This is a genomic window from Peterkaempfera griseoplana (assembly GCF_001418575.1).
Lineage (GTDB): Bacteria > Actinomycetota > Actinomycetes > Streptomycetales > Streptomycetaceae > Peterkaempfera > Peterkaempfera griseoplana.
Genome location: NZ_LIQR01000339.1, coordinates 1 through 20,400, shown reverse-complemented (window position 1 = coordinate 20,400; position 20,400 = coordinate 1). Strand labels below are relative to the sequence as shown.

17 protein-coding genes and 1 pseudogene are annotated in these 20,400 nt (G+C 73.8%); 10 read left to right on the top strand and 8 right to left on the bottom strand.

All coding sequences use genetic code 11. The features are described from left to right. The 3 genes and pseudogenes from AOK09_RS24480 to AOK09_RS24470 form a co-directional block, all read right to left on the bottom strand. Positions 1-539: pseudogene (locus tag AOK09_RS24480) on the bottom strand (diaminopimelate decarboxylase); the annotation flags it as partial. A gap of 315 nt (positions 540-854) precedes the next feature. Beyond that, positions 855-2,384 carry a glycoside hydrolase family 3 protein gene (locus tag AOK09_RS24475; RefSeq protein ID WP_055589401.1) on the bottom strand — a complete coding sequence of 510 codons (1,530 nt, stop codon included), beginning with the start codon at positions 2,382-2,384 and terminating at the stop codon, positions 855-857. Between the two features lie 413 nt (positions 2,385-2,797). Continuing rightward, positions 2,798-3,718: a GNAT family N-acetyltransferase gene (locus AOK09_RS24470; RefSeq protein WP_055589400.1), complete on the bottom strand. Its 921-nt coding sequence runs from the start codon at positions 3,716-3,718 to the stop codon at positions 2,798-2,800. Positions 3,719-3,792: 74 nt separating this feature from the next. Between AOK09_RS24470 and AOK09_RS24465 the strand changes: the two genes are divergently transcribed. Together AOK09_RS24465 and AOK09_RS24460 are read left to right on the top strand one after the other, a co-directional pair. Further along, positions 3,793-4,857 carry a serine hydrolase domain-containing protein gene (locus tag AOK09_RS24465; RefSeq protein ID WP_063796056.1) on the top strand — a complete coding sequence of 355 codons (1,065 nt, stop codon included), beginning with the start codon at positions 3,793-3,795 and terminating at the stop codon, positions 4,855-4,857. Between the two features lie 55 nt (positions 4,858-4,912). Then, positions 4,913-5,779: a MurR/RpiR family transcriptional regulator gene (locus AOK09_RS24460; protein ID WP_055589399.1), complete on the top strand. Its 867-nt coding sequence runs from the start codon at positions 4,913-4,915 to the stop codon at positions 5,777-5,779. A gap of 93 nt (positions 5,780-5,872) precedes the next feature. Here AOK09_RS24460 and AOK09_RS24455 read toward each other — a convergent pair whose 3' ends face one another. After that, positions 5,873-6,787 carry an N-acetylmuramic acid 6-phosphate etherase gene (locus AOK09_RS24455; RefSeq protein WP_055589398.1) on the bottom strand — a complete coding sequence of 305 codons (915 nt, stop codon included), beginning with the start codon at positions 6,785-6,787 and terminating at the stop codon, positions 5,873-5,875. Positions 6,788-7,047: 260 nt separating this feature from the next. Between AOK09_RS24455 and AOK09_RS24450 the strand changes: the two genes are divergently transcribed. The 6 genes from AOK09_RS24450 (at position 7,048) to AOK09_RS24425 (ending at position 13,986) form a co-directional block, all read left to right on the top strand. Beyond that, on the top strand, positions 7,048-8,865 hold the full coding sequence (locus AOK09_RS24450) for an ABC transporter substrate-binding protein (protein WP_055589397.1): 1,818 nt from the start codon (positions 7,048-7,050) through the stop codon (positions 8,863-8,865). An 89-nt stretch (positions 8,866-8,954) separates the two neighbouring features. Further along, a complete protein-coding gene (locus AOK09_RS24445) occupies positions 8,955-9,947 on the top strand; it encodes an ABC transporter permease (RefSeq protein ID WP_079063387.1) in 993 nt (330 codons plus the stop codon). A 3-nt stretch (positions 9,948-9,950) separates the two neighbouring features. Then, on the top strand, positions 9,951-10,862 hold the full coding sequence (locus tag AOK09_RS24440; protein ID WP_055589396.1) for an ABC transporter permease: 912 nt from the start codon (positions 9,951-9,953) through the stop codon (positions 10,860-10,862). Next, entirely contained in the window at positions 10,859-11,893 is a 1,035-nt protein-coding gene (locus AOK09_RS24435) for an ABC transporter ATP-binding protein (protein WP_055589395.1), read from the top strand. Before AOK09_RS24440 ends, AOK09_RS24435 begins: the two co-directional genes overlap by 4 nt. Then, positions 11,890-12,894 carry an ABC transporter ATP-binding protein gene (locus AOK09_RS24430; protein WP_055589394.1) on the top strand — a complete coding sequence of 335 codons (1,005 nt, stop codon included), beginning with the start codon at positions 11,890-11,892 and terminating at the stop codon, positions 12,892-12,894. The genes AOK09_RS24435 and AOK09_RS24430 overlap by 4 nt, the downstream gene beginning before the upstream one ends. 63 nt (positions 12,895-12,957) lie before the next feature. Continuing rightward, entirely contained in the window at positions 12,958-13,986 is a 1,029-nt protein-coding gene (locus AOK09_RS24425) for an N-acetylglucosamine kinase (RefSeq protein ID WP_217698477.1), read from the top strand. Here AOK09_RS24425 and AOK09_RS24420 read toward each other — a convergent pair. Next, complete coding sequence (locus AOK09_RS24420; RefSeq protein ID WP_055589393.1) at positions 13,909-14,484, bottom strand: helix-turn-helix domain-containing protein; 576 nt, start codon at positions 14,482-14,484, stop codon at positions 13,909-13,911. The genes AOK09_RS24425 and AOK09_RS24420 overlap by 78 nt on opposite strands. 154 nt (positions 14,485-14,638) lie before the next feature. Here AOK09_RS24420 and AOK09_RS24415 point away from each other — a divergent pair, with 154 nt between their 5' ends. Both AOK09_RS24415 and AOK09_RS24410 read left to right on the top strand, forming a co-directional pair. After that, the gene (locus tag AOK09_RS24415; protein WP_055589392.1) at positions 14,639-15,790 is read left to right on the top strand and encodes an anhydro-N-acetylmuramic acid kinase; all 1,152 of its coding nucleotides are present in this window, start codon (positions 14,639-14,641) and stop codon (positions 15,788-15,790) included. 510 nt (positions 15,791-16,300) lie between these two features. Continuing rightward, complete coding sequence (locus tag AOK09_RS24410) at positions 16,301-17,107, top strand: thioesterase family protein (RefSeq protein WP_055589391.1); 807 nt, start codon at positions 16,301-16,303, stop codon at positions 17,105-17,107. Between the two features lie 188 nt (positions 17,108-17,295). Here the strand turns inward: AOK09_RS24410 and AOK09_RS24405 are convergent, their stop codons facing one another. The 3 genes from AOK09_RS24405 to AOK09_RS24395 form a co-directional block, all read right to left on the bottom strand. After that, positions 17,296-18,774 carry a pyridoxal-dependent decarboxylase gene (locus AOK09_RS24405; protein ID WP_217698476.1) on the bottom strand — a complete coding sequence of 493 codons (1,479 nt, stop codon included), beginning with the start codon at positions 18,772-18,774 and terminating at the stop codon, positions 17,296-17,298. Then, on the bottom strand, positions 18,771-20,051 hold the full coding sequence (locus AOK09_RS24400; protein ID WP_055589389.1) for a tryptophan 2,3-dioxygenase: 1,281 nt from the start codon (positions 20,049-20,051) through the stop codon (positions 18,771-18,773). The genes AOK09_RS24405 and AOK09_RS24400 overlap by 4 nt, the downstream gene beginning before the upstream one ends. Continuing rightward, a partial coding sequence (locus AOK09_RS24395) for a GNAT family N-acetyltransferase (protein WP_157876021.1) occupies positions 20,039-20,400 on the bottom strand: 362 nt, incomplete at its 5' end. The genes AOK09_RS24400 and AOK09_RS24395, both read right to left, overlap by 13 nt.

Sequence of the window (20,400 nt, the reverse complement as noted above, 5' to 3'; positions counted from 1 at the left end):
CCCGGGTCGGCCAGCGGGATGCCGAACTTGCTGGTCGCCCCCGCCGTGGACATCGCCTCGATGGCGCCGGTGCCGACCTGCGGATTGAGGCGCAGGCCCAGCCGGGAGGAGCTGGGGCGGACGGCCTGCAGGGCGTCGACGCGGGCGAGCTCCTCGAAGTTGTCGATGTTCACGGCGACTCCGAGGGCCAGTGCGGCCGACAGCTCCCGGCGGGTCTTCACGGGGGAGTCCAGGACGATGCCGCCGGGCTCGAATCCGGCGGCCAGGGCCTGGGCCAGTTCCCCGGGGCTGGCGACCTCGCAGTCGAGCCCCTCCTCGCGGAGCAGTCGCAGCACCGGCACCAGGTTGTTGGCCTTGGCGGCGAAGGCGTGCCGGACGTGCAGGCCTGCGGGCCAGGCGGCCCGCAGGGCGCGGACGGTCTCGCGGACGCCGGTGAGGTCCACGAAGGCGGCGAGGGGCGTCTCGTCGGGGTCGAGCAGCCCGTGCTCTGCGGCGGCCCGTACGGCCAGGTCGCGGCGGTGTGCTCGGGCGGGACTCATGCGGAGTGCTCGGTAAGAGGCATGGCGGACTCCAGCGCGTGAAAGTTAGCCACTCATACACAGCATCAGGCGGCAGGAACTTACCAGCCGGATGAGGCTCTGTCAGCGCACAACGGCGGATGCCGGGCGGGCGTCACGGTCCACCGGGCAACGGGACGGCCGGGCGCCGCAGGCTCCACCGGGACGGATGCCCGGCGGACCGGGGGACGGCCCCTCGGACCGGGACGGCTGGACGCGGTGGCGTCCGACGCTGCGGTCGGGAGCCGTGGGACCGCGGCCGCAGACCGTCCGCGGACGGTGCGGCGGGCCCGCGCCTCACTCCGGCAGCCGGCCGCACAGCAGCTCGGCCGCCGCCCGGGCGGCCACGGGGGAGGGGCTGCGGGTGGCCAGGTGCACCGCCCCGGGACGGTCGTCGCCCGGCCAGCCCAGTTCCACCACCACCGCGTCCGGGCGGCGCTCCAGCAGAGCGCGCAGTGCCCGTCCCACCCATGCCAGCCGGGCCGCGTCACGCACCACCACGACCAGGGGCCGCGACCTCTCGGCCGTGACCTGGTCCAGGACCTCGGGGGAGAGCCGGTCCTCGCTCAGGCCGAGGCCGGTGGTCCCGGGGCGCAGTTCGGCGAGGGGTCCCGCCGCGCCCCAGGCCGTGGGTCCGTCCAGAGCCGCGTGCGCCGGTGCGGCGAGCGTCACCACCACCGGCGCGTCACCCAGCGGCAGCGCGGCGCCGGGGCGCCGGTGCAGCTCCAGCGCCCGCCGTGCGGCCAGCCGGCCCAGCGGTGCGCGCTCGTCGGCGGTGACGGGCGCGGGGGTGCCCGCCGAACGGCGTGCCACCCGCCGCCAGTCCGCCAGCCGGCCCACCCGCCGGGCGGCGTCGGCCAGGCGCTCCTCGTCGAGGGAGCCGTTGTGCACCGCGGCGACCAGGGCGTCGCGCAGGGCGAGCACCAACTCCTCGTCGGTGCGCTGCGCACCCACGCAGAGCACATCGGCACCGGCGGCGACGGCCCGTACGGCCAGCCCGGGGAGGTCGGCTCCGCGGTGCACCGCCTTCATCTCCAGGGCGTCGGTCACGATCAGCCCCTGGAAGCCGAGTTCCCGGCGCAGCAGGCCGGTGAGCACGGGGCGGCTGAGCGACGCCGGGTTGCCCGGGTCCAGGCAGGGGACCAGCAGATGACCGGCCATCACCGAACGCACCCCCGCGCTGATCGCGGCCCGGAAGGGCAGCAGTTCGCGGCGGTGCAGCGTCTCCCGGTCGAGGGTGAGCAACGGCAGGTCGTGGTGGGAGTCCAGGCGGGTGTCGCCGTGCCCGGGGAAGTGCTTGGCGCAGGCGGCGACGCCCGCACCCTGCATCCCGCGGACGAACGCGGCGGTGTGCCGGGCCGCGGCGGCCGCGTCCGCGCCGAAGGAGCGCACACCGATCACCGGGTTGGCGGGGTCGCTGTTGACGTCGGCGGTGGGGGCGTAGTCGAGGTCGATGCCGGCCCGGGCGAGGAACCGGCCCTGCTCCGCCGCCACCTGCTCGGTCAGCTCCGGGTCGTCCACATGCCCGAGGGCGGCGTTGCCGGGCCAGGAGCTGCCGGTGGCCGACTCCAGCCGGGTCACCTGCCCGCCCTCCTCGTCGGCGGCCACGATGACATCGGGGTTCTCGGCGCGCAGTGCGGCGGTGAGCGCGGCCGTCGTCCCGGCGTCGGGGGTGTTGCGGGCGAAGAGGAGGACCCCGCCCAGGCCGGCGGCGAGGCGGCGGCGCAGCCAGTCGGGCGGGGCGGTACCGGCGAAGCCCGGCTGGAGCACCGTCTCCGCGAGCAGGCGCAGCCGTGCGTCGGCGGTGGAGCGGCGTGCGGAGGTCATGGTCACCGTCCAGACCCGGTGCGGGAGCGGGCGGGCTTCGCACACGGTGTGAGGTCTTCGGAAGTCAGGTACGGGTGCGGAAGCGCCATCGCACTCCTCGGCCGGCGCCCGATCGGGGGCGCCCACGGGCCCCGGGACAGCGCGGGCGGCCGCGGCGCAGCTCCTCGAACCCGGCCGGCCCCCGGCTCCGGGCCCGCACCGGCTCCGGGGGCTCCGCGCCGGTCTCCGGTCCCCGGCACTCCGGCCGGCCGGGCCGCAGTACGGTGAGCCGCACCGTCAGTGCGCACGGCGGCGGGTCCAGCGTTCCGGGATCGGTGACGTGCGGGCGCACACTGCGGAGCCGCCCCGGCGCCGCCGGGCCGCCGGCCGCGGTCGGCGGCCGGCTGCTGCGGTCCGGTCTCCGCCGTCATGGGTCAGCAGTCCTTCCGGTAGAGCCAGAAGACCCGGTCCAGCGAGGCGCCCACGGCGCGGGCGTAGAAGCGCAGCGGCCCGGTCCAGCCGATCTCCGCCCGGCTCAGGCCGGCCGCCCGCTGGTCGGCGAGGCAGCGGCGCAGCAGCACCGCGCCCACGCCCTGGCCGCGCAGCGACTCCTCCGTCCCCATCGGGCCGAACCAGGTGCGGCGGTTGACGCCGTGGCAGGCGAAGCCCACATACTCGGCCTGGTCCCCCTCGCCGCGTACGGCGACGTGGCAGCCCACCGGGTCGCAGGTGAGGGCGAGGGCGGCCTCCTGCTGCCAGGTGCCGCCCCAGCCGCGCATCCAGGCGCTGAACCGCGGCTCGTCCTCGGGGCGCAGCCGCCGGACCGTCAGCCCCAGGGCCGCGAGACGGCGTTCGTCCCCGGCGGTCTCCAGCGGCGCGGTGTCCAGCTCCACCGCCATGTTGACGGCCTCGTTGGTGCGCTCGTAGCCGTGGGCCTCCAGCAGGCAGACCGCGGCGGTGTAGCGGAAGTCGACGCCGGGCCAGGCGTAGGCCGGGGTGCTGCCGCGCACCACCAGCTGCCGGGCGCCGCAGTCTCGCAGCCGCGCCTCCAGTGTGCTGAGCAGCTGCCGGCCGTGGCCCCGGCCCTGGTGTCCGGGGGCCACCGCGAGGAGGTTGACATGGCCGCGCACCAGGCCGTCGGCCTCGCTGAGCGAGCCCAGGGCGACCCCGACGGGTCTGCCCGCCACCTCGGCGGCCAGCCTGAGTTCGGGGCGGGTCGCGGGCCCGTTCCAGAGCAGGTCGACCACGTCCGCCGCGTCACCGTCGTGGTGCAGTGCGCCGGCGGCCGCCGTCCGCAGTGCCGCCAGGTCCTCCGGCCGCGCGCTGCGCAGCTCCGTCCCGCCGGTCGTCACCATCGCCCGTCCTCATGGTTATTTGGTAACATGATTGAGCTACAGGTCGGTGGAAACTTACCACGGAGGGGTGGCGCATGGGGTGGGCCGAAGCCGTCGATGTGCTCCAGCACGCGGTCGCCGACGGAGTGGTGCCGGGGGCGGTCCTGGCCGCGGGGATCTGCGAAGGGCCGGACGCCGCCGGGGAGCCCCAGCGGATCGTGGCCTGCGGTCTCACCGGGCAGCCGGGCGCCGCAGGGCGCATGACGCCTGACACCGTCTTCGACCTGGCCTCGCTCACCAAGGTGGTGGCCACCCTCCCGGCGGTGCTGCGGCTGGCCGACGAGGGGGCGCTCTCCCTCGACGACCCTGTGCACAGGCATCTGCCGGCCTTCGCGGGCGCCGGCAAGGACGAGGTGACGGTACGCCTGCTGCTGGCGCACAGCTCCGGCCTGCCCGCCCACCGTGAGCTGGACCGGCTGCCCGGGGGGCCGCAGGACCGCGTCGCCGCGGTGCTCGCCGAGCCGCTGGCCGCCGCGCCCGGCTCCACCGTCTGCTACTCGGACCTCGGCTTCGTCCTGCTGGGCGAGGTGGTGGCCGCGGTCGCCGGCGCTCCGCTGGAGCGGGCGGTCGCCGAGCTGGTCCTCGACCCGCTCGGTATGGCGTCCACCCGTTACCGCCCGCCCGCGGACTGGCGCCCGAGGGTCGCCGCCACCGAGGCACCCCCGGGCGGCGGGCCCAAGGTCGGCGTCGTGCACGACGAGAACGCGGAGGCGCTCGGCGGGGTCGCCGGTCACGCGGGGCTCTTCGGCACCGCCGTCGACGTGGCGCGCTATCTGGGTTCCTGCTGGCTGGCGGAGGAGAGCCTGGTACTCTCGCGCGCGGTGCGGACGGAGGCGGTCCGCTGCCAGACCGAGGGGCTGGACGGCCGGCGGGGCCTGGGCTGGACACTGCGGGGGGACCGCTGGGACCACATGTCGGTGGCCTGGCCGCGGACGGGGGCGGGGCACACGGGTTTCACCGGCACCAGCGTGGCGGTCGACCCGGTGACCGGGTTGTGGGCGGTGCTGCTCACCAACGCGGTGCATCTGGGCCGGGGTCGCAGCGGGATCGTCGCACTGCGCAGACAGGTCCACGACGCCCTGGCACTCGGCCCGCTGTAACAGGTAGCCCGCTGTAACACGCATATCGATGTCCTTTGGAACCGTAGGAGTCCTCATGGATGCACCACAGGCCCTGCTGGTGCAGATCCGGGCGCTGATGCCCAACCTGCCGCCCTCGGAGCGCAGGGTCGCCGCCGCAGCCCTGGCCGATCCGGCCGGTGTGGCCGGCAAGACCATCAGTGAGCTCGCGCTGGCCTGCGAGACCTCCGAGACCACGGTGGTGCGCTTCTGTCGCGCGGTGGGCCTGCGCGGCTACCCGGAGCTGCGGATCGGCCTCGCGGCGGCGGCCGGGAACGAGGACAACACGGCCGGCTGGACCGGCGTGGGCAGTGACATCGGCCCGCGCGACCCGCTCTCGGACGTGGTGAAGAAGCTCGGCTTCGCGGACGCCCGCGCCGTGGAGGACACCGTGGGCCAGCTCGATCTGGCGGTGCTCAAGCGCGTGATCGACGCCGTGGTCTCCGCCGACCGGACAGACCTCTACGGAGTCGGCGCGAGCGCCCTGATCGCGCTGGACCTCCAGCAGAAGCTGCACCGCATCGGCCGGCCCGTGCACGCCTGGGCCGACCCGCACATCGCGCTGACCTCGGCGGCGCTGCTCAAGCGGGGGGACGTCGCGATCGCGGTGTCGCACACCGGTGACACCCGCGACACCGTGCTCAGCCTGGCGGAGGCCCGGGACAACGGCGCCACCACCGTGGCGATCACCAACTTCCCGCGCTCGCGGATCTCCGAGGTGGCCGACTACGTGCTCACCACGGCGGTCCGCGAGACCACCTTCCGTTCGGGCGCCATGGCCAGCAGGATCGCCGCGCTGACCGTGGTGGACTGCCTCTTCGTGGGCGTGGCGCAGCGCAACCACTCCCGCACGCTCAAGGCGCTGGAGCGGACGTACACCGCGGTGCGCGAGCGCCGGCGGTAGCCCGCGCTCCCCGCCGCCGGGCGTCTGCGGCGGCGTACGGCCGGCCGGAGCGCACCCACCGCTCCGGCCCGTGTCGTCGGGAGGGGCCCGGCGTCAGGAGTTCCGCACCGTCTCCACCGCGGCGCGCACCCGTCCGCCGCAGACCTGGAGCGCGCCGCGGGCGGCCGCCGGTGCGCAGTCGGCGAGCAGGCAGACCAGGGCCGTCTTCAGCTCGCCGCCGGCCGCGCCGAGGGCGTCGACGCAGACGGACTCGTCCAGCCCGGTGGCCTCGACCAGGATCGTCACCACACGCCCGCGCAGTTTGCCGTTGGCCGCGGCCACATCGACCATCAGGTTGGAGTAGGTGTGGCCCAGGGCCACCATCACCGCCGTGGACATGCTGTTGAGCACCATCTTCTGGGCGGTCGCTGCCTTCAGCCGGGTGGAGCCCGCGATCGCCTCCGGGCCGGTGTCCACACCGAGATGGACATGGACCAGGTCGGCCAGCAGCGCGCCGGGGTTGGCGCTGAGCAGCACGGTGAAGGCACCGGCGGCGCGTGCCGTACGCAGTGCGCCCTCGACATAGGGAGTGCGCCCGCTCGCGGTGAGCCCGAGCGCCACATCCCCCGGCCCGACCCCGGCCGCGTCGCCGGCGCCGAGTTCCACGCTGTCCTCGGTGCCCTCCACCGGGAGGGTCAGCGCGGCCTCCCCACCGGCGTGGTGGGCCACCACGACACCCGGCGGCAGCGAAAAGGTGGGAATGAGCTCGGCGGCGTCCATCACCGCGATGCGGCCTGACGTCCCCGCGCCGAAGTAGTGCAGCCGCCCGCCCGCGCCCAGGCGTGCCGCGGTCTCGTCGACCACCTGGGTGAGTTCGGGGAGGACCGCGCGTACGGCGTCGGGCAGCAGCCGATCCTCGTTGTTGAGCAGCTGCAGCAGCTCCGCGGTGGGGACCCGGTCGATGTCGAGGGTGCGTGGGTTGCGCCGTTCGGTGGGTGACTCGACGCGGGTCGAAGGCACGAAGCTCATCACAGTGTCCTCTCGTTGCGGACATGGTGGCGGCCGGACAGGTGATTTTGCAACCTCCAGAGACGATCTTACGTTGGTTTCCAACCCCAAGCCCCGGAGGCGGCCCACGAAGTCTTCTGGGGAGGCGTCAAGTTACGTTCTCTATGCGGTTTGCGTTGCTTATTGACTGTCCCTCGACACGACTCCTATGGTCTGCTCACCGCGCCATCCCTGCCGCCCGCCGACGCCAGGAAACCCCGCCGATCGGAGATCCCAGGACCATGAAACGGCTCACGCAGCTATCCGCCCCAGTCGCCGCACTGGCGCTCCTCGGCGCCCTCTCGGCATGCTCCTCCGGCAGCAGGACCGCCTCCGGCGGCGGGGTGTACACCACCATCGACGCCAAGAACCCGATCACCGCGGGCGCGCCGATGAACCCCTTCAACGCCTCGGGTACCGCCTTCATCGGCTACAACACCATGCAGCTGGGCTTCGACAAGAAGAACGCCCTCGACCCCAACGACTTCTTCCCCGGGCTCGCCAAGAGCTGGACCAGCACCCCCACCGCGCTGACCGTCGAGCTCCAGCCGGACGCCAAGTGGTCGGACGGCAGCCCGGTCACCGCCGACGACATCAAGACCTCCATGGCGGTCGCCCTCACCCAGGGCAAGGCCGCCAGCGGCACCGCCCTGCTGACCCAGGGGCTGGACGTCGCCGCGGTGAAGTCGACCGGACCGCACACCGTCGAGATCGACCAGGTCGCGGGGGCCCACAACATCGGCTTCACCCGCCTGGTGCTGACGCAGTTCATCGTCCCCACCAAGGTCTACGGCTCGCTGCTGCCCGCGGACATCTGGGACACCATCGCCGCCAGCCAGAGCCAGGACCCGGCGGACGCCGACGCCGCCAAGGCCGCCGTCGACAAGCTCAACGCCGCCGGACAGAAGATCTCGGCCTTCGCCCCCAAGTCCGACGTCTCGGCGGGCCCCTTCGTCCTCACCCGGGTCAACCCCGGCTCGGCGGTGCTCGACAAGAACAAGTACTTCTACGGCGCCGCCAAGATCGCCCCCAAGCAGGTCGTGGTCCGCCACTACACCGGCAACGAGCAGATCTGGGGCTACATGACCAACGGGGAGCTGGACTCCGCCCCGTACACCTCCATCCCCAGCAATGTGCTCACCCAGATCCAGCGCGCCGGCTACCAGCGCGTCGACACGGTCAGCTACGTCGACGCGGCGATCGCCTTCAACGAGAGCGTCGCCCCGTACGACAACAGGGCGGTCCGCCAGGCGCTCGCCCATGTGATCGACCGCCAGACCGTCACCAAGGTCGGCGAGCCCGTCGGCGGCACCGCGTCCCCGGCCACCACGGGCCTGATCCAGTCCGCAGCCAAGCAGTTGCTGACCCCGGAGCAGCTCGCCGCCCTCGACCCCTACACCCACGACCTGGCCAAGGCCACCTCGCTGCTGGAGGGCGCCGGCTTCAGGAAGTCCGGCGGCAAGTGGATGCTGCCCGACGGCAAGCCCTGGACGATCACCCTGCAGACGGTGAACGGCTTCAGCGACTGGATCGCCGCCTCCACCGTGATCGCCAATGAGCTCAGCAGCTTCGGCATCCCGACCAAGCCGGCCGTCACCGCCGACTTCGCCACGTACCAGAAGGAGATGGCGGACGGGAAGTACCCCGTCGGCTGGTGGCTGACCGCGCTGGGACCCGACCCCAGCGCCGCCTACCAGCGCCTCTACGGCACCTCCGACGGCTACACCGCGGTCGGCGCCAAGGTCAGCCACGCCTCGGGCAAGGACTCCGGGAACTGGGTCAACACCCCGACCTCCTACACCGTGGACGGCACCGCCCTCGACCCGGGTGCGCTCACCGCCAAGCTCAGCACGATGGCTCCGGCCGACCAGAAGCCGATCGTCCAGCAGCTGGCCCGGGCCACCAACCAGGAGCTGCCGATGATCCAGATCTGGGACTACACCAACGTCCAGTTCACCAGCCCGAAGCACTTCACCAACTTCCCCAGGCAGGGCCAGGACGCCCTGCTCGTCAACCCGCCCGGCGTGTGGATGATGCAGGGCTACGTCCAGGCCAAGTAGCAGCACCGCGCGGTGCGGGGGCGAGCGCCCCCGCACCGCCCGTGTCCGAGGAGCAGCAAGATGACAACAGCGCAAGGAGGTGGGGGGACGTGAAGGGACTCACTCGCAGGCTGCTGGTCAGACTGGGCACCGGACTGGTCATGGTCTGGGTCGTCGCGACATTCACGTTCTTCCTCGTGCACGCCCTGCCCGGCAACCCCGGCGACGCCCAGTACGAGCAGTACCTGACCCAGGGCATGGCTCCAGAGACGGCCCGCGCCAAGGTCGCCGTCATTTACGGCTTCACCTCGCACGAACCGCTGCTGCAGCAGTACACCAGCTACATGTGGCAGCTGCTGCAGGGGAACCTCGGGGTGTCGATCTCCTACACCGGCGAGCCGGTCGTCCAGGTCATCCGGGCGGCCCTGCCGTGGACGCTCTTCCCCGTCCTCACCGGACTGGTCGTCAGCTTCCTCGTCGGCGTCACCGCCGGAGTGGTGGCCGCCGTCCGCCGCTCCTCCCGGTGGGGCGGCCTGCTCTCGCTCTCCGGATCGCTGGTCGCCGGAGTGCCGTCGTTCGTGCTGGCCCTGCTGCTCGCCTTCCTGTTCCACACCCTCTGGCAGATCCTGCCCTTCGGCGACACCAGCGACGTCACCCTGGAACCCGGCTTCAACGGCCCGTACATCGCCTCGGTGATCAGCCACGCGGTGCTCCCCGTCGCCACCTATGCGCTGCTGAGCTACGGCGGCTGGCTGCTGGCGATGAAGTCCAGCGTGGTCTCGGTGCTCGGCGACGACTTCATCCTCGCCTCCGAGCTGCGCGGCATCACCCCGCTGACCCGGATGCGCTACATCGCCCGCAACGCCATCCTGCCGCTCTTCACGGTGCTGGCGCTCTCGCTGGGCTTCATGTTCGGCGGCTCCGTCCTGATCGAGGACATCTTCGACTACCCGGGCCTGGGCAACCTGCTGCTCAAGAGCATCGGGGCCCGCGACTACCCGCTGATGGGCGGGGCGTTCCTGCTGATCACGGTGGCGATCGTGCTCGCCAACATCCTCGCCGAGCTGCTGTACTCGGTGATCGACCCGCGTGTGAGGCGATGACAGATGACCGCTCCCACCCTAGGCGCCGCCACCGCCGCCGTACCCCCCCGCCGGCGCTCGACTTCCTGGACCGCCGCCCGGCGCGTGGTGCTGCGCAAACCCGGACGCGTCATCGGCTTGGGCATCCTGGTGTTCTTCGCACTGATGGCGATCCTCGGCCCGTACCTCTACCCCGGGCAGCTCGCCGTCGACCCCGAGAGCATCTACGCGCCGCCGAGCGGAGCCCACTGGCTGGGCACCGACTTCGCCGGCTCCGACGTCCTCCAGGAGATCGTCGTCGGCGCCCGCTACGTGCTGCTCACCGCCTCGCTGTCCGCCCTGTTCACCGCGGTCGTCGGCACCGGCGTCGGCCTGGTCGCCGGCTACCACCGGGGGCTGGCCGACTCGGTGCTGATGCGGGCCACCGACTTCATCCTCACCATCCCCGCCTTCCCGCTGCTGATCGTGCTCTCGACCGTGTGGAGCTTCGCCAACCCGCTGGAGATGAGCCTGGTGCTGGGGCTCACCGGCTGGGGCGGCGTCGCCCGCGCGGTGCGCTCCCAGACGCTCTCGCTGCGCGAACGGGGCTTCCTGGAGGCGGCCCGCGGGCTCGGCCTGCCCACCCGCCACATCATCGTCAAGGAACTGCTGCCCAACATCGCGCCCTATGTGGCGATGCAGCTGCTGCTCTCGGTGATCGGCTTCATCGGCGCCGAGGTCGGCCTCTTCTTCCTCGGCGTGGTGCCCTTCTCCAGCAGCAACTGGGGAGTCATGCTCAACCAGGCCGTCTTCGCCGGCGGCGCCATGAACAGCCCCGAGGCCCTGGGCTACCTCCTCGCCCCGCTGGTGTGCATCCTGCTGCTCACCCTCGGCGTCGTCCTCTTCCTCGACGCCGTCGACGAACTCTTCAACCCGCGGCTCCGGGAGCGGTCATGACGGACACCGTGCAGCTCACGGCGGAGCGCGCCGAGGCCGCCGCCGAGGTCAGCGTCCGCGACCTCACCGTCCTCTACCGCACCGACCAGGGCGAACTGCCCGCGGTCGCCCACGCCGACATCGACCTGCCCACCGGGACCATCACCGGCCTGGTGGGGGAGTCCGGGTCGGGGAAGTCGACCCTGGCGCTCTCCCTGATGAACGCCATCCCCGCCCCCGGCCGGATCAGCAGCGGCTCCATCCAGGTCAACGGCGTCGGCGACGTCACCCGGCTGGAGGGACGGGCGCTGCGCCGGGTCAGGGGCCGTGCGCTCGGCTATGTCTTCCAGGCCTCGCAGAACTCGCTCAACCCGCTGAAGACCGTGGGCAAGCAGCTGCTGGACCTCGGCCGGGCACACGACGTCCAGGACATGCGCGGGCTGGTCCGCCGCGCCAGGGAGCTCGCCGACGAGATGGGCATGGACGGCGCCCGCGTCCTGGACTCCTACCAGCACGAGCTCTCCGGCGGTATGCGCCAGCGCGTCGGCATCGTCCTGGCGCTGGTGCTCAACGCCCGGGTGCTGATCCTGGACGAGCCCACCACCGCGCTGGACATGCTCTCCCAGGCGGCGGTGCTGGAGATCGTCCGCAAGGTGCACCGGCAGGAGGGCCTCACCACCCTCGTCGTCACCCACGACATGGGTGTCGTCTCGGAGATCGCCGACCGCCTCGCCGTGATGTACGGCGGCCGCATCGTCGAGGACGGGCCCGCCACCGAGGTCCTCCAGCGCCCCGCCCACCCGTACACCAGGGCCCTGATCGGCGCCACCGCCCGGATCACCGGCGACACCGACACCGCCCGGGCACTGCCCGGCAGGCCGCCGGACCTCACCACCGTGCCCCGCACCGGCTGCGTCTTCCGCGAACGCTGCCCGCTGGCCATGGACGTCTGCGCCGAAACGGAGCCGCAGCTGCTCACCTGGGCCCCCGACCGGCGCCGGGCCTGCCACGCGGACCCGGCCACCACCGCAGCGACAGGAGAGGGCGCGTGATCGAGGCCAGGAACATCACCCGCACCTACCGCACCCGGGGGGCGTTCACCGGGGAACGGGTGGTGCAGGCGCTGCGCGGGGTCGACTTCACCCTGCCCAGGGGCGGCGCGGTCTCCTTCATCGGGGAGTCCGGCTGCGGCAAGACCACCCTCGGCAAGATCCTCACCGGTCTGGAGACCTTCGACGGCGGCGAGCTGGTCGTGGACGGCGTCGAGCTGTCCACCGTGCCCCAGCGCCGCAGGGCGTCCTACTTCCGCCGGATCCAGATGATCCACCAGGATCCGTACTCCGCGCTCAACCCCACCAGGACGGTCGACCAGATCCTCGGCGACCCGCTGCGGATGCGGGCCAGGCAGACCGGTGACCGGGCGGCCGGAGTGGTCGACCGGGCCGCGGAGCTGCTGGAGCTGGTCGGCCTGGAACCGGACGGTGTGCTGCCCAAGTACCCGCATCAGCTCTCCGGCGGCCAGCGCCAGCGCGTGGTGATCGCCCGCGCCCTGACCGTCGACCCCGAGGTGCTGATCGCCGACGAGGCGGTGTCGATGATCGACGTCTCGATGCGCCTGGGCATCCTCGGCCTGCTCCGCGACCTGCGTACCCGGCTGGGCATCTCCCTGCTCTTCATCACCCATGACGTCGCCACCGCGCGCTATGTCGGCGACGGCGGCGAACTGCACGTCATCTACCGGGGCGAGGTGATCGAGCGCGGCCCCACCGACACCGTGATCCAGTCGCCGGTGCACCCCTACACCCAGTGCCTGCTGTCGGCCGTACCCGTGATGCGCGGACTGGAGGAACCCGGGCCCGACCGCCTGGTGCCGCTCGCCGCGCTGGACGAGCGCACCCGGACCCCCGGCTGCCTCTTCGCCCCCCGCTGCCCCTTCGCCGACGAGCGCTGCACCGCGGAGCACCCCGTGCTCGGCCGCACCGGCGGGGTGGAGCAGGAGCACGCCTGCTTCCATCCGGTGCCGCGCCGGGTGGTCGCGGTCGAGACGGTCTAGGCCGGGTGCCGCCCGGCGGAACCCGGCGGACGCGTACCCGCCGCTGACAGAAAGGCAGTTCCCTTGAGCCGCTCACCGGAACTGGTGCTGGGGGTGGACGCCGGGGGCACCAGCACCCGCGCCGTCGTGGCGACGCTGGACGGGGAGGTCCTCGCCCGCGGCCGCGCCGAGGGGGCGAACCCCAACTCCGTACGCAGACCGGCGGAGGCGCTGGCGGATGCGCTGCGGGACGCCCTGGCGGACCTGGACCCGCAGCGGGTGGCCGGGGGCGTCCTCGGCCTCGCCGGGGCGGGCGCAGCGGGGCGCGCGCGGGCCGAGCAGCTGGCGGCCCGGGCCTGGGAGCGGGCAGGGCTGCCGGGCCGCCCGGAGGTGGTGCCCGACCTCGCCGTCGCCTTCGCCGGCACCACCCCGCTGCCCGACGGGGCCCTGCTGCTCTCGGGGACCGGAGCGGTCGCGGCGCTGCTGCGCGCACGTGAGGTGGCCCGGCGCTGCGACGGCTACGGCTGGCTGGTGGGCGACGAGGGCTCAGGTGTCTGGATCGGCCGGGAGGCGGTCCGGGCGGCGCTGGCGGCACTCGACGGCCGCGGCGAGGCCACAGCGCTGGTGGACGCCGTCCCGGCCGCGCTGCGGTGCGCCGGCGGTCCCCCCGAGGGACTCGCCCAGCGCATGGTCGGCGCGGTCCACGCGGCCGAGCCGGCCCGGCTGGGGATCCTCGCACCCGTGGTCGACGGCGCCGCCCGCGCGGGCGACCCGGTGGCCCGGCGGATCACCGCGGAGGCGGTCGCCGGGCTGCTGCGCTCGGCGCGGGCCCTCGGCCCCCTGGACGACGGCACTCCCTTCGTACTGGCGGGCTCGCTGCTCACCCGGCCGACCCTGCTGGCCGAGGGGGTGCGTGCCGGACTTGCCGGACTGGGTGTCCGCCGTCCGCTGAGGGCGCTGGACGGAGCGGTCGGGGCCGCGGCGCTGGCCGTGCGGGAGCACGGCGCGGGTGACGCCGCGCACCGCAGGCTGGTGTCAGAGGGCCAGCAGGAAGCGGGTGGAGGAGGTCTGCGCCCTGAACCGGTGCGGGATCTCACTGGCGAAGTGCAGTGACTCACCGGGGTGCAGCAGACTCGCCCGGCCGCCGACCTCCACCCGCAGCAGCCCGGTGACGACGTAGCAGAACTCCTCGCCGGGATGGGAGACCGGCTGCTCGTGGTGGGTGGGTGTGCCGTCGCACAGCACCACCTCGTAGCGGTGGGCCTCGGGGCCGGTGAGCGGATAGGAGCGGCCCGCCCCGACCGGCAGCGGTCTGACGGGTCTGGCGGGGCGGCGGGTGGTGGCGGGGGAGCCGTGCGGCCGCGCGGGACCGTCCGGCTGGGCGCCGAGCAGCTGTGCGGGGGTGCTGTCGAGGGCGAGCGCTATCCGGCTGACCGTGTCCAGGGTCGGATTGGTGCGCCCGGACTCCAGCTGGCTGAGAAAGCTCTTGGAGAGCCTGGTGCGCCGCCCGACGGACTCCAGGGTCAGTCCCAGGCTGCGCCGCCGCTGCCGTACCGCGGCTCCGAGGAGCTCGGAGGCGCTGCGGCCCTCCGGCCGATCCACCACTGACATCTCTCGCACAAGGACCTCCGATCAATGACGTTCGATGGCTACCCGCGAAGTGATGGTGAAATTCCTACACCAAACTGACGGGTTGACGGAAGATTCCAACGTGCAGCACGATGGTGGCGAGAGCCACCCCGTCGCATCCTCTGGAGCCCCCGTCGTGCGCGTCCTCGGCATGATCTCCGGCACCTCCCACGATGCGATCGACACCGCACTGGTCGACATCCGCCACCGCGGCGGCCGGCTGCACTGCCGGGTGCTGGGCACCGGGGCGACGCCCTATCCGGCCGATCTGCGCCGCGAGCTGGTGGAGGCGCTGCCGCCCGGCCGGGTCGGGCTGGACGCGGTCTGCCGGCTCGACACCCGCATCGGCCGGGCCTTCGCCGAGGCGGCGCGGCGGACGGTGGCGGAGCACGGACCGGCCGACCTGGTCTGCTCCCACGGCCAGACGCTCTACCACTGGGTCCAGGGCGGTGAGGTGCTCGGCACCCTCCAGGTCGGCCAGCCCGCCTGGACCGCCGAACTGCTGGGCGTACCCGTCGTCTCCGACCTGCGCGCCCGGGACGTCGCGGCGGGCGGCCAGGGGGCGCCGCTCGTCGCCCACCTCGACACCCTGCTGCTGGCCGGACTGCCGGGCCGCGCCGCCGCGCTCAACCTGGGGGGCATCGCCAACATCACCGTGGCCGGTGACCCGCCGCTGGCCTACGACACCGGCCCGGCCAACGCGCTGGTCGACGCCGCCGTCCTGGCCGCCACCGGAGCCCCCTACGACGACGGCGGGCGGATCGCGGCGGCGGGCAGCGTCCAGCCGGGCCTGCTCGCCGAACTCCTCGACGAGCCCTACTACCGGCTGCCGCCGCCCAAGACCACCGGCAAGGAGCTCTTCCACCCCGGCCTGCTCGGCGCGCTGCGCACCCGCCACCCCGGACTGGCGCTGTCCGACCTGGTCGCCACCCTCACCGCCCTGACCGCGCGGACGGTCGCGGCTGAGGTCGAGCGGCACGGCGTCACCACGCTGGTGGCGTCCGGGGGCGGGATGCGCAACCCGGTGCTGACCGGGATGCTCCGCGAACTGCTCCCGGACGTGCGGCTGCTGCAGTCCGAGGAACTGGGCCTGCCCGCGGACGCCAAGGAGGCCATCGCCTTCGCCGTCCTCGGCTGGTACACGGTCCATGGACTCCCGGCGACCCTGCCCTCGTGCACCGGGGCGCGCGGGGCCCGCATCCTGGGTTCCCTCACGCCGGGCGAGGCTCCGCTGCGGCTTCCGGCGCCGCTCGCCGCAGCCCCCACCGCGATCTCCTTCGTCTCCTGACCGTCCCCCGGATTCCCTGGCGCCGCCACCGACGGCACCACCCGGGCGCTCACGGTCACCGGGCTCTCCCCGGCCACCGCCTACGGCTTCGGGCTCAGGGCGGTCGACACCTCCGGCAACGGCGCCTGGTACCCCGTCGCACCGCGGGTCGTCACCGCCCCGGCGGTCGCCCTCAACCCCATCCCCTGAGGGGAACCGGCGACCCCCGCGCGGAGGGTCCGCCGCGCCGCGACGGCATGGCGGACCCTCTGGCGTGCACGCCCCGGTTCACCGGGTGGCGACCAGCCGCAGCGGGACACCGCCCGCCGCTGCGGTGCATCAGGGTCCGTCCCGGACCTTCGGCGGTGGGGCAGGTCGGCAACGGCCCGCGGAGCCTGCGGTACCCCCGGCGTGGTGGGCTCCGGCTCTGGCTGCCCGATCCGGTCGGTGACAGTGCGGCTACCGGTCAGTAGCATGACAGCCGATCCCGACCGGCGGCGCGTCCCGCCGGGCGCCCGGAGGAGGAGCAGCGTGAGCGAGCCGACCAGCACAGCCGAGGCGTTCTTCGAGCGACTGGCCGAGGACCGCTTTCTGCCCACCGTCTCCACCCGCGGCCCCTGGAGCCCCCTGACCCAGCACGCGGGCCCGCCCGCCGCACTGCTCGGCCGGGCCGTCCAGGACCGGGCCGGCGCCCGCGAGGACATGCGGCTCGCCCGGATCACCTTCGACATCCTGCGCCCGGTGCCGATCAGTCCCCTCACCGTGGAGACCAGGCTGCTGCGCCAGGGCCGCAGCGTCGAGCTGGTCCAGGCGTCCGTGCGGCCCGACGGCGGGGAGGAGGTGATGCGGGCGACCGCGCTGCGCATCAGGACCGAACCGGGCCTGCTGCCCCCGGTGACGGCCGCACCGTCGCTCCCCGGCCCGGACACCGCCCGGGAGGAGCCCTTCTACCCGGTGCCCTGGGACGCCGGCTACCACACCGCCATGGAGTGCCGGTTCGTCGCCGGGTCGTTCCTGGACCGCGGCCCGGCGACCTGCTGGATGCGGATGAGGGTGCCGCTGGTGGCGGGCGAGAAGACCACGCCGCTGGAGCGGGTGCTGGTGGCCGCGGACTCCGGGAACGGGGTGAGCAATGTGCTGGACTTCGGCTCCCATGTCTTCGTGAACCCGGATCTGACGGTGCATCTGCACCGCGTGCCCGCCGGGGAATGGGTCTGCCTCGACGCGGTCACCACCGTCGACGACGCCGGACTGGGCATGGCGGAGGCCGCCGTCCACGACGAGCAGGGCCGCATCGGACGCAGTGTGCAGAGCCTCTTCGTCGCGCAGCGCGACTGAGCGGACGGCTCGCGCAGCGCGACTGAGCGGACGGCTCGCGCCGCGCGACTGAGCGGACGGCACCCCGGACGGTCCGGTACCCGCGGCCCTGGGCCGCCCGGGCGGCGGCGCAGCTCCCCGGCCCCGCCGGCCCGGGGACGGGCCGGCGGGGCCGGAGCCGGGGCCGGTGGCGGCTCGGGGCAGGCGGCTCAGGGCACGCGCGGACGTGCGTCGGCCTCGGCCGTCCGCATGGCCTCGGCCTCCTGCAGAATGCAACTCCAGGCCTCCCGCAGATGCCGCTGCTCGGTGAAGATCCCGCCGGCAGCCATCCGCAGCACCACCTCGTCCCCGATCTTGCTGTGGGTGAGGAAGGTGCTGCCGGTGGCGTTCACCGCCTTCAGCAGCCGGAGGTTGGCCTCGTCGCCGTCGACGCCCGGTGGGGTGCGCAGCCGGAAGCAGACCAGCGACAGCGGGTGCGGGGCACGCAGCTCGAAGCGCTCGTCCGCGTCGATCCAGTCCGCGAGCAGGCCGGCCAGACCGATGCCCTGGCGGATGTGGGCCCGCAGCCCCTCGGCGCCGTACCAGCGGATCACGGCCCACAGTTTCAGCGCCCGGAACCGGCGGCCCAGCGGGATCTGCCAGTTGCGGTAGTCGGTGACCTCGCCGGACTCGCTGGGGGCGTTGCGCAGATACTCCGGCAGCATGGTGAGGGCACCCGTGAGCCAACTGCGGTCGGCGACCCAGAAGGTGTCGCAGTCGAAGTTGGTCAGCAGCCACTTGTGGGGGTTGGTGCAGTAGGAGTCCGCGTACTCCGCCACCCCGTCGTTGAGCCACCGCAGCTCCGGGCAGACCGCCGCGACCCCGGCGTAGGCGGCGTCCACATGGAGCCACAGGCCGTGCTCCCGGCAGACCCGGCCGATGTCGGCGACCGGGTCCACGGCGGCGGTTGAGGTGGTGCCCACGGTGGCCACGGTCATCAGCGGGGTGATGCCGGCGTCCAGGTCGGCGGTGATCCGGGCGCGCAGGTCGCCGACGTCGAGCGACTGGGTGCCCGGCCGGGTGGCGACATGGCGGACGGCCTGCTCGCCCAGCCCGGAGACGATCGCGGCCTTGGCGGCCGCGGAGTGCGTCTCCGGGGTGATGTACAGGGCGTACTGCGTGCCGCCGACGCCCTCACGGCGCACACGGCCCTTGCCCGCCCGGTGCAGTGCGGCGACCAGCGCGACCAGCAGGGCGCTGGAGGCGGTGTCCTGGATGACCCCGCCGCCGGGGCCGGTGGAGCGGAAGTGGCCGGGCAGGCCCAGCAGTTCCACCAGCCAGTCCAGGGTGTGTTCTTCGAGCTCGGTGCAGGCCGGGCTGGTGACCCAGGACATGCCCTGCACGCCCAGGCCGGCGCTGAGCAGTTCGGCCAGTACCGCGGGCCCGGAGGCGTTGGCGGGGAAGTAGCCGAGGAACCGCGGGTGCTGCCAGTGGAGCAGGCCCGGGACGATGACGTCCGACAGGTCGCCGAGCAGCGCCTCGAAGGGCTGGGCCCGCTCCGGCGGACGGTCGGGCAGCCGGCTGCGGATGCGGCCGGGAGCGATCTGCGGCGCCACGGGAAGGGAGTCCAGCGCCTCCCAGTAGTCGGCGATCCAGTCCACGGCCTGACGGCCCAGGTGCCGGAACTCCTGCGGGGTCATATGGGTCATGACGGCCCTCCTGGCGTGGCCCGCCGGGCGGGCCCCACCGGCTCGGCATGGCGGGTGAGGAGCGGGGTGTGCATGTACTCGGCCAGGTAGGTGATGCCGAGCGTCCCACCGGTTCCGGGGACGTCGCCGATGATCCGTCTGGCCACCCCGTGGTGGGCGCGCTTCCAGCGCAGCCACTGCCGGTCCACCGCGGCCGCGGCCTCCTCCAGCCGGGCGGCGGTGTCCGGGTCCACCCGCCCCAGCAGCTGCTCCAGGGCCGGGCCCAGCGGGGTGTCCGGGCACGGCCGGCGGTCGGCGGGCACCGCGGCGGCCGTCTCGGGCCGCAGTGCCTCGGCGCCCCGGCACAGCCGCTCCAGCGCGGCGAAGGCTGGCGACTGCAGCGCCCCGGTGCCGTGGGTGGCGTCCCGGATGCCGGCGAACTGCAGGGGGTCGACGGTGGCGACGATGTGGAACAGCCGGGCCGAGTGGTCCAGCGTCCGCCGCAGCCCCTCCAGATGGACGAGGAACTCCGGTACCGCGGTCCGTTCCGCGCACCCCAGCGCCTCCTGCGCATGGGAGGCCGCCAGGCTGGACAGCAGCTCCATGATCTGGATCGAGCGGATGAAGAGGTACTCGTCGTGCTCGGCGGTGACCACGAGGGGGGTGTACGCGAGCACGGTGCGCAGCTGCGGGGACTGGGAGCGCTGCACCACCGACACCGCCCGCTCGCACAGCCGCAGGGCGTCCGCCGGTTCCAGTCCGGGCTCCTTCTCCGGGTCGGTCCCGTCGTCGGCGCCCCCGGCCGGCTGCAGGGGTGCCCCCCGCATGGCGCGCCGCAGATCGGCGGCGAGGTGGATGGCGGCGCGGGTGCGGGAGCGGGCGTGCCGGGCGCGCTGCGGGGCGAGTTCATGGCCGAGCAGGTCCGCGGTGAGGGCGGTGCCCAGGGCCCGGGCGTTGGCGCGGAAGTCACCGGCGCCCTGGCAGTACTGGTCGAGCAGACCGCACATCACATAGGCGTCGTAGCTGGGGGAACCGCGGGCTCCCGCCGTCGCGGACCAGAGCCAGCGCGCTGCGAACCAGCTCCGGGCGGGTGGGCGGCCCGCCAGCTCCTCGGCCCGGTCCGCCGCCTCGATCAGCACGCGGTTCACCGCGGACGGCAGGGCGGCGCTGCCGTGCCGCCGGATGGCGGCGGTCACCTCGGGGAAGGGGAAGGCGGGCGGCAGGCCCAGGGTGCAGCGTTGCGCCGCCCGCAGCCACGCCTGGACGGCGTGGTGCGCACGCTGGTTCAGTGCGTCCACGGCGCCGACTCCCTCCGGTGCCGCCCCGTCGTCCTGCGCGGGCCGTGCGCGGTCCGGCGGTGCGCCGTCCGGTGCGGATCACGCCACGCGGGGTGGAGCGCGGGGCCGCCGGGGAGCTGGATCGGCGGCAGTTCCCGGAAGCCGTGCCGCAGCAGCAGGGCAAGGCTGCGGGGGGTGCTGCACTCGATGTAGGCGCCGACCCCCTCGGCGTCGGCACGGGCCAGGATGCGGCGCAGCAGCGCGCTGCACAGACCCTGGCCCTGGCGGCCGGGGAGAACCGCCTGGAACTGCACGTAGTAGTGGAGCTCCTGCGGGTGGCGGGCGCGCAGCAGGCGCTCGATCTCCGCGG

Excerpts from the sequence above, each read along its gene's own strand:
- AOK09_RS24475 (WP_055589401.1), bottom strand. The coding sequence starts at position 2,384 with ATGACCTCCGCACGCCGCTCCACCGCCGACGCACGGCTGCGCCTGCTC.
- AOK09_RS24470 (WP_055589400.1), bottom strand. The coding sequence starts at position 3,718 with ATGGTGACGACCGGCGGGACGGAGCTGCGCAGCGCGCGGCCGGAGGAC.
- AOK09_RS24465 (WP_063796056.1), top strand. The coding sequence starts at position 3,793 with ATGGGGTGGGCCGAAGCCGTCGATGTGCTCCAGCACGCGGTCGCCGAC.
- AOK09_RS24460 (WP_055589399.1), top strand. The coding sequence starts at position 4,913 with ATGGATGCACCACAGGCCCTGCTGGTGCAGATCCGGGCGCTGATGCCC.
- AOK09_RS24455 (WP_055589398.1), bottom strand. The coding sequence starts at position 6,787 with ATGAGCTTCGTGCCTTCGACCCGCGTCGAGTCACCCACCGAACGGCGC.
- AOK09_RS24450 (WP_055589397.1), top strand. The coding sequence starts at position 7,048 with ATGAAACGGCTCACGCAGCTATCCGCCCCAGTCGCCGCACTGGCGCTC.
- AOK09_RS24440 (WP_055589396.1), top strand. The coding sequence starts at position 9,951 with ATGACCGCTCCCACCCTAGGCGCCGCCACCGCCGCCGTACCCCCCCGC.
- AOK09_RS24435 (WP_055589395.1), top strand. The coding sequence starts at position 10,859 with ATGACGGACACCGTGCAGCTCACGGCGGAGCGCGCCGAGGCCGCCGCC.
- AOK09_RS24420 (WP_055589393.1), bottom strand. The coding sequence starts at position 14,484 with ATGTCAGTGGTGGATCGGCCGGAGGGCCGCAGCGCCTCCGAGCTCCTC.
- AOK09_RS24405 (WP_217698476.1), bottom strand. The coding sequence starts at position 18,774 with ATGACCCATATGACCCCGCAGGAGTTCCGGCACCTGGGCCGTCAGGCC.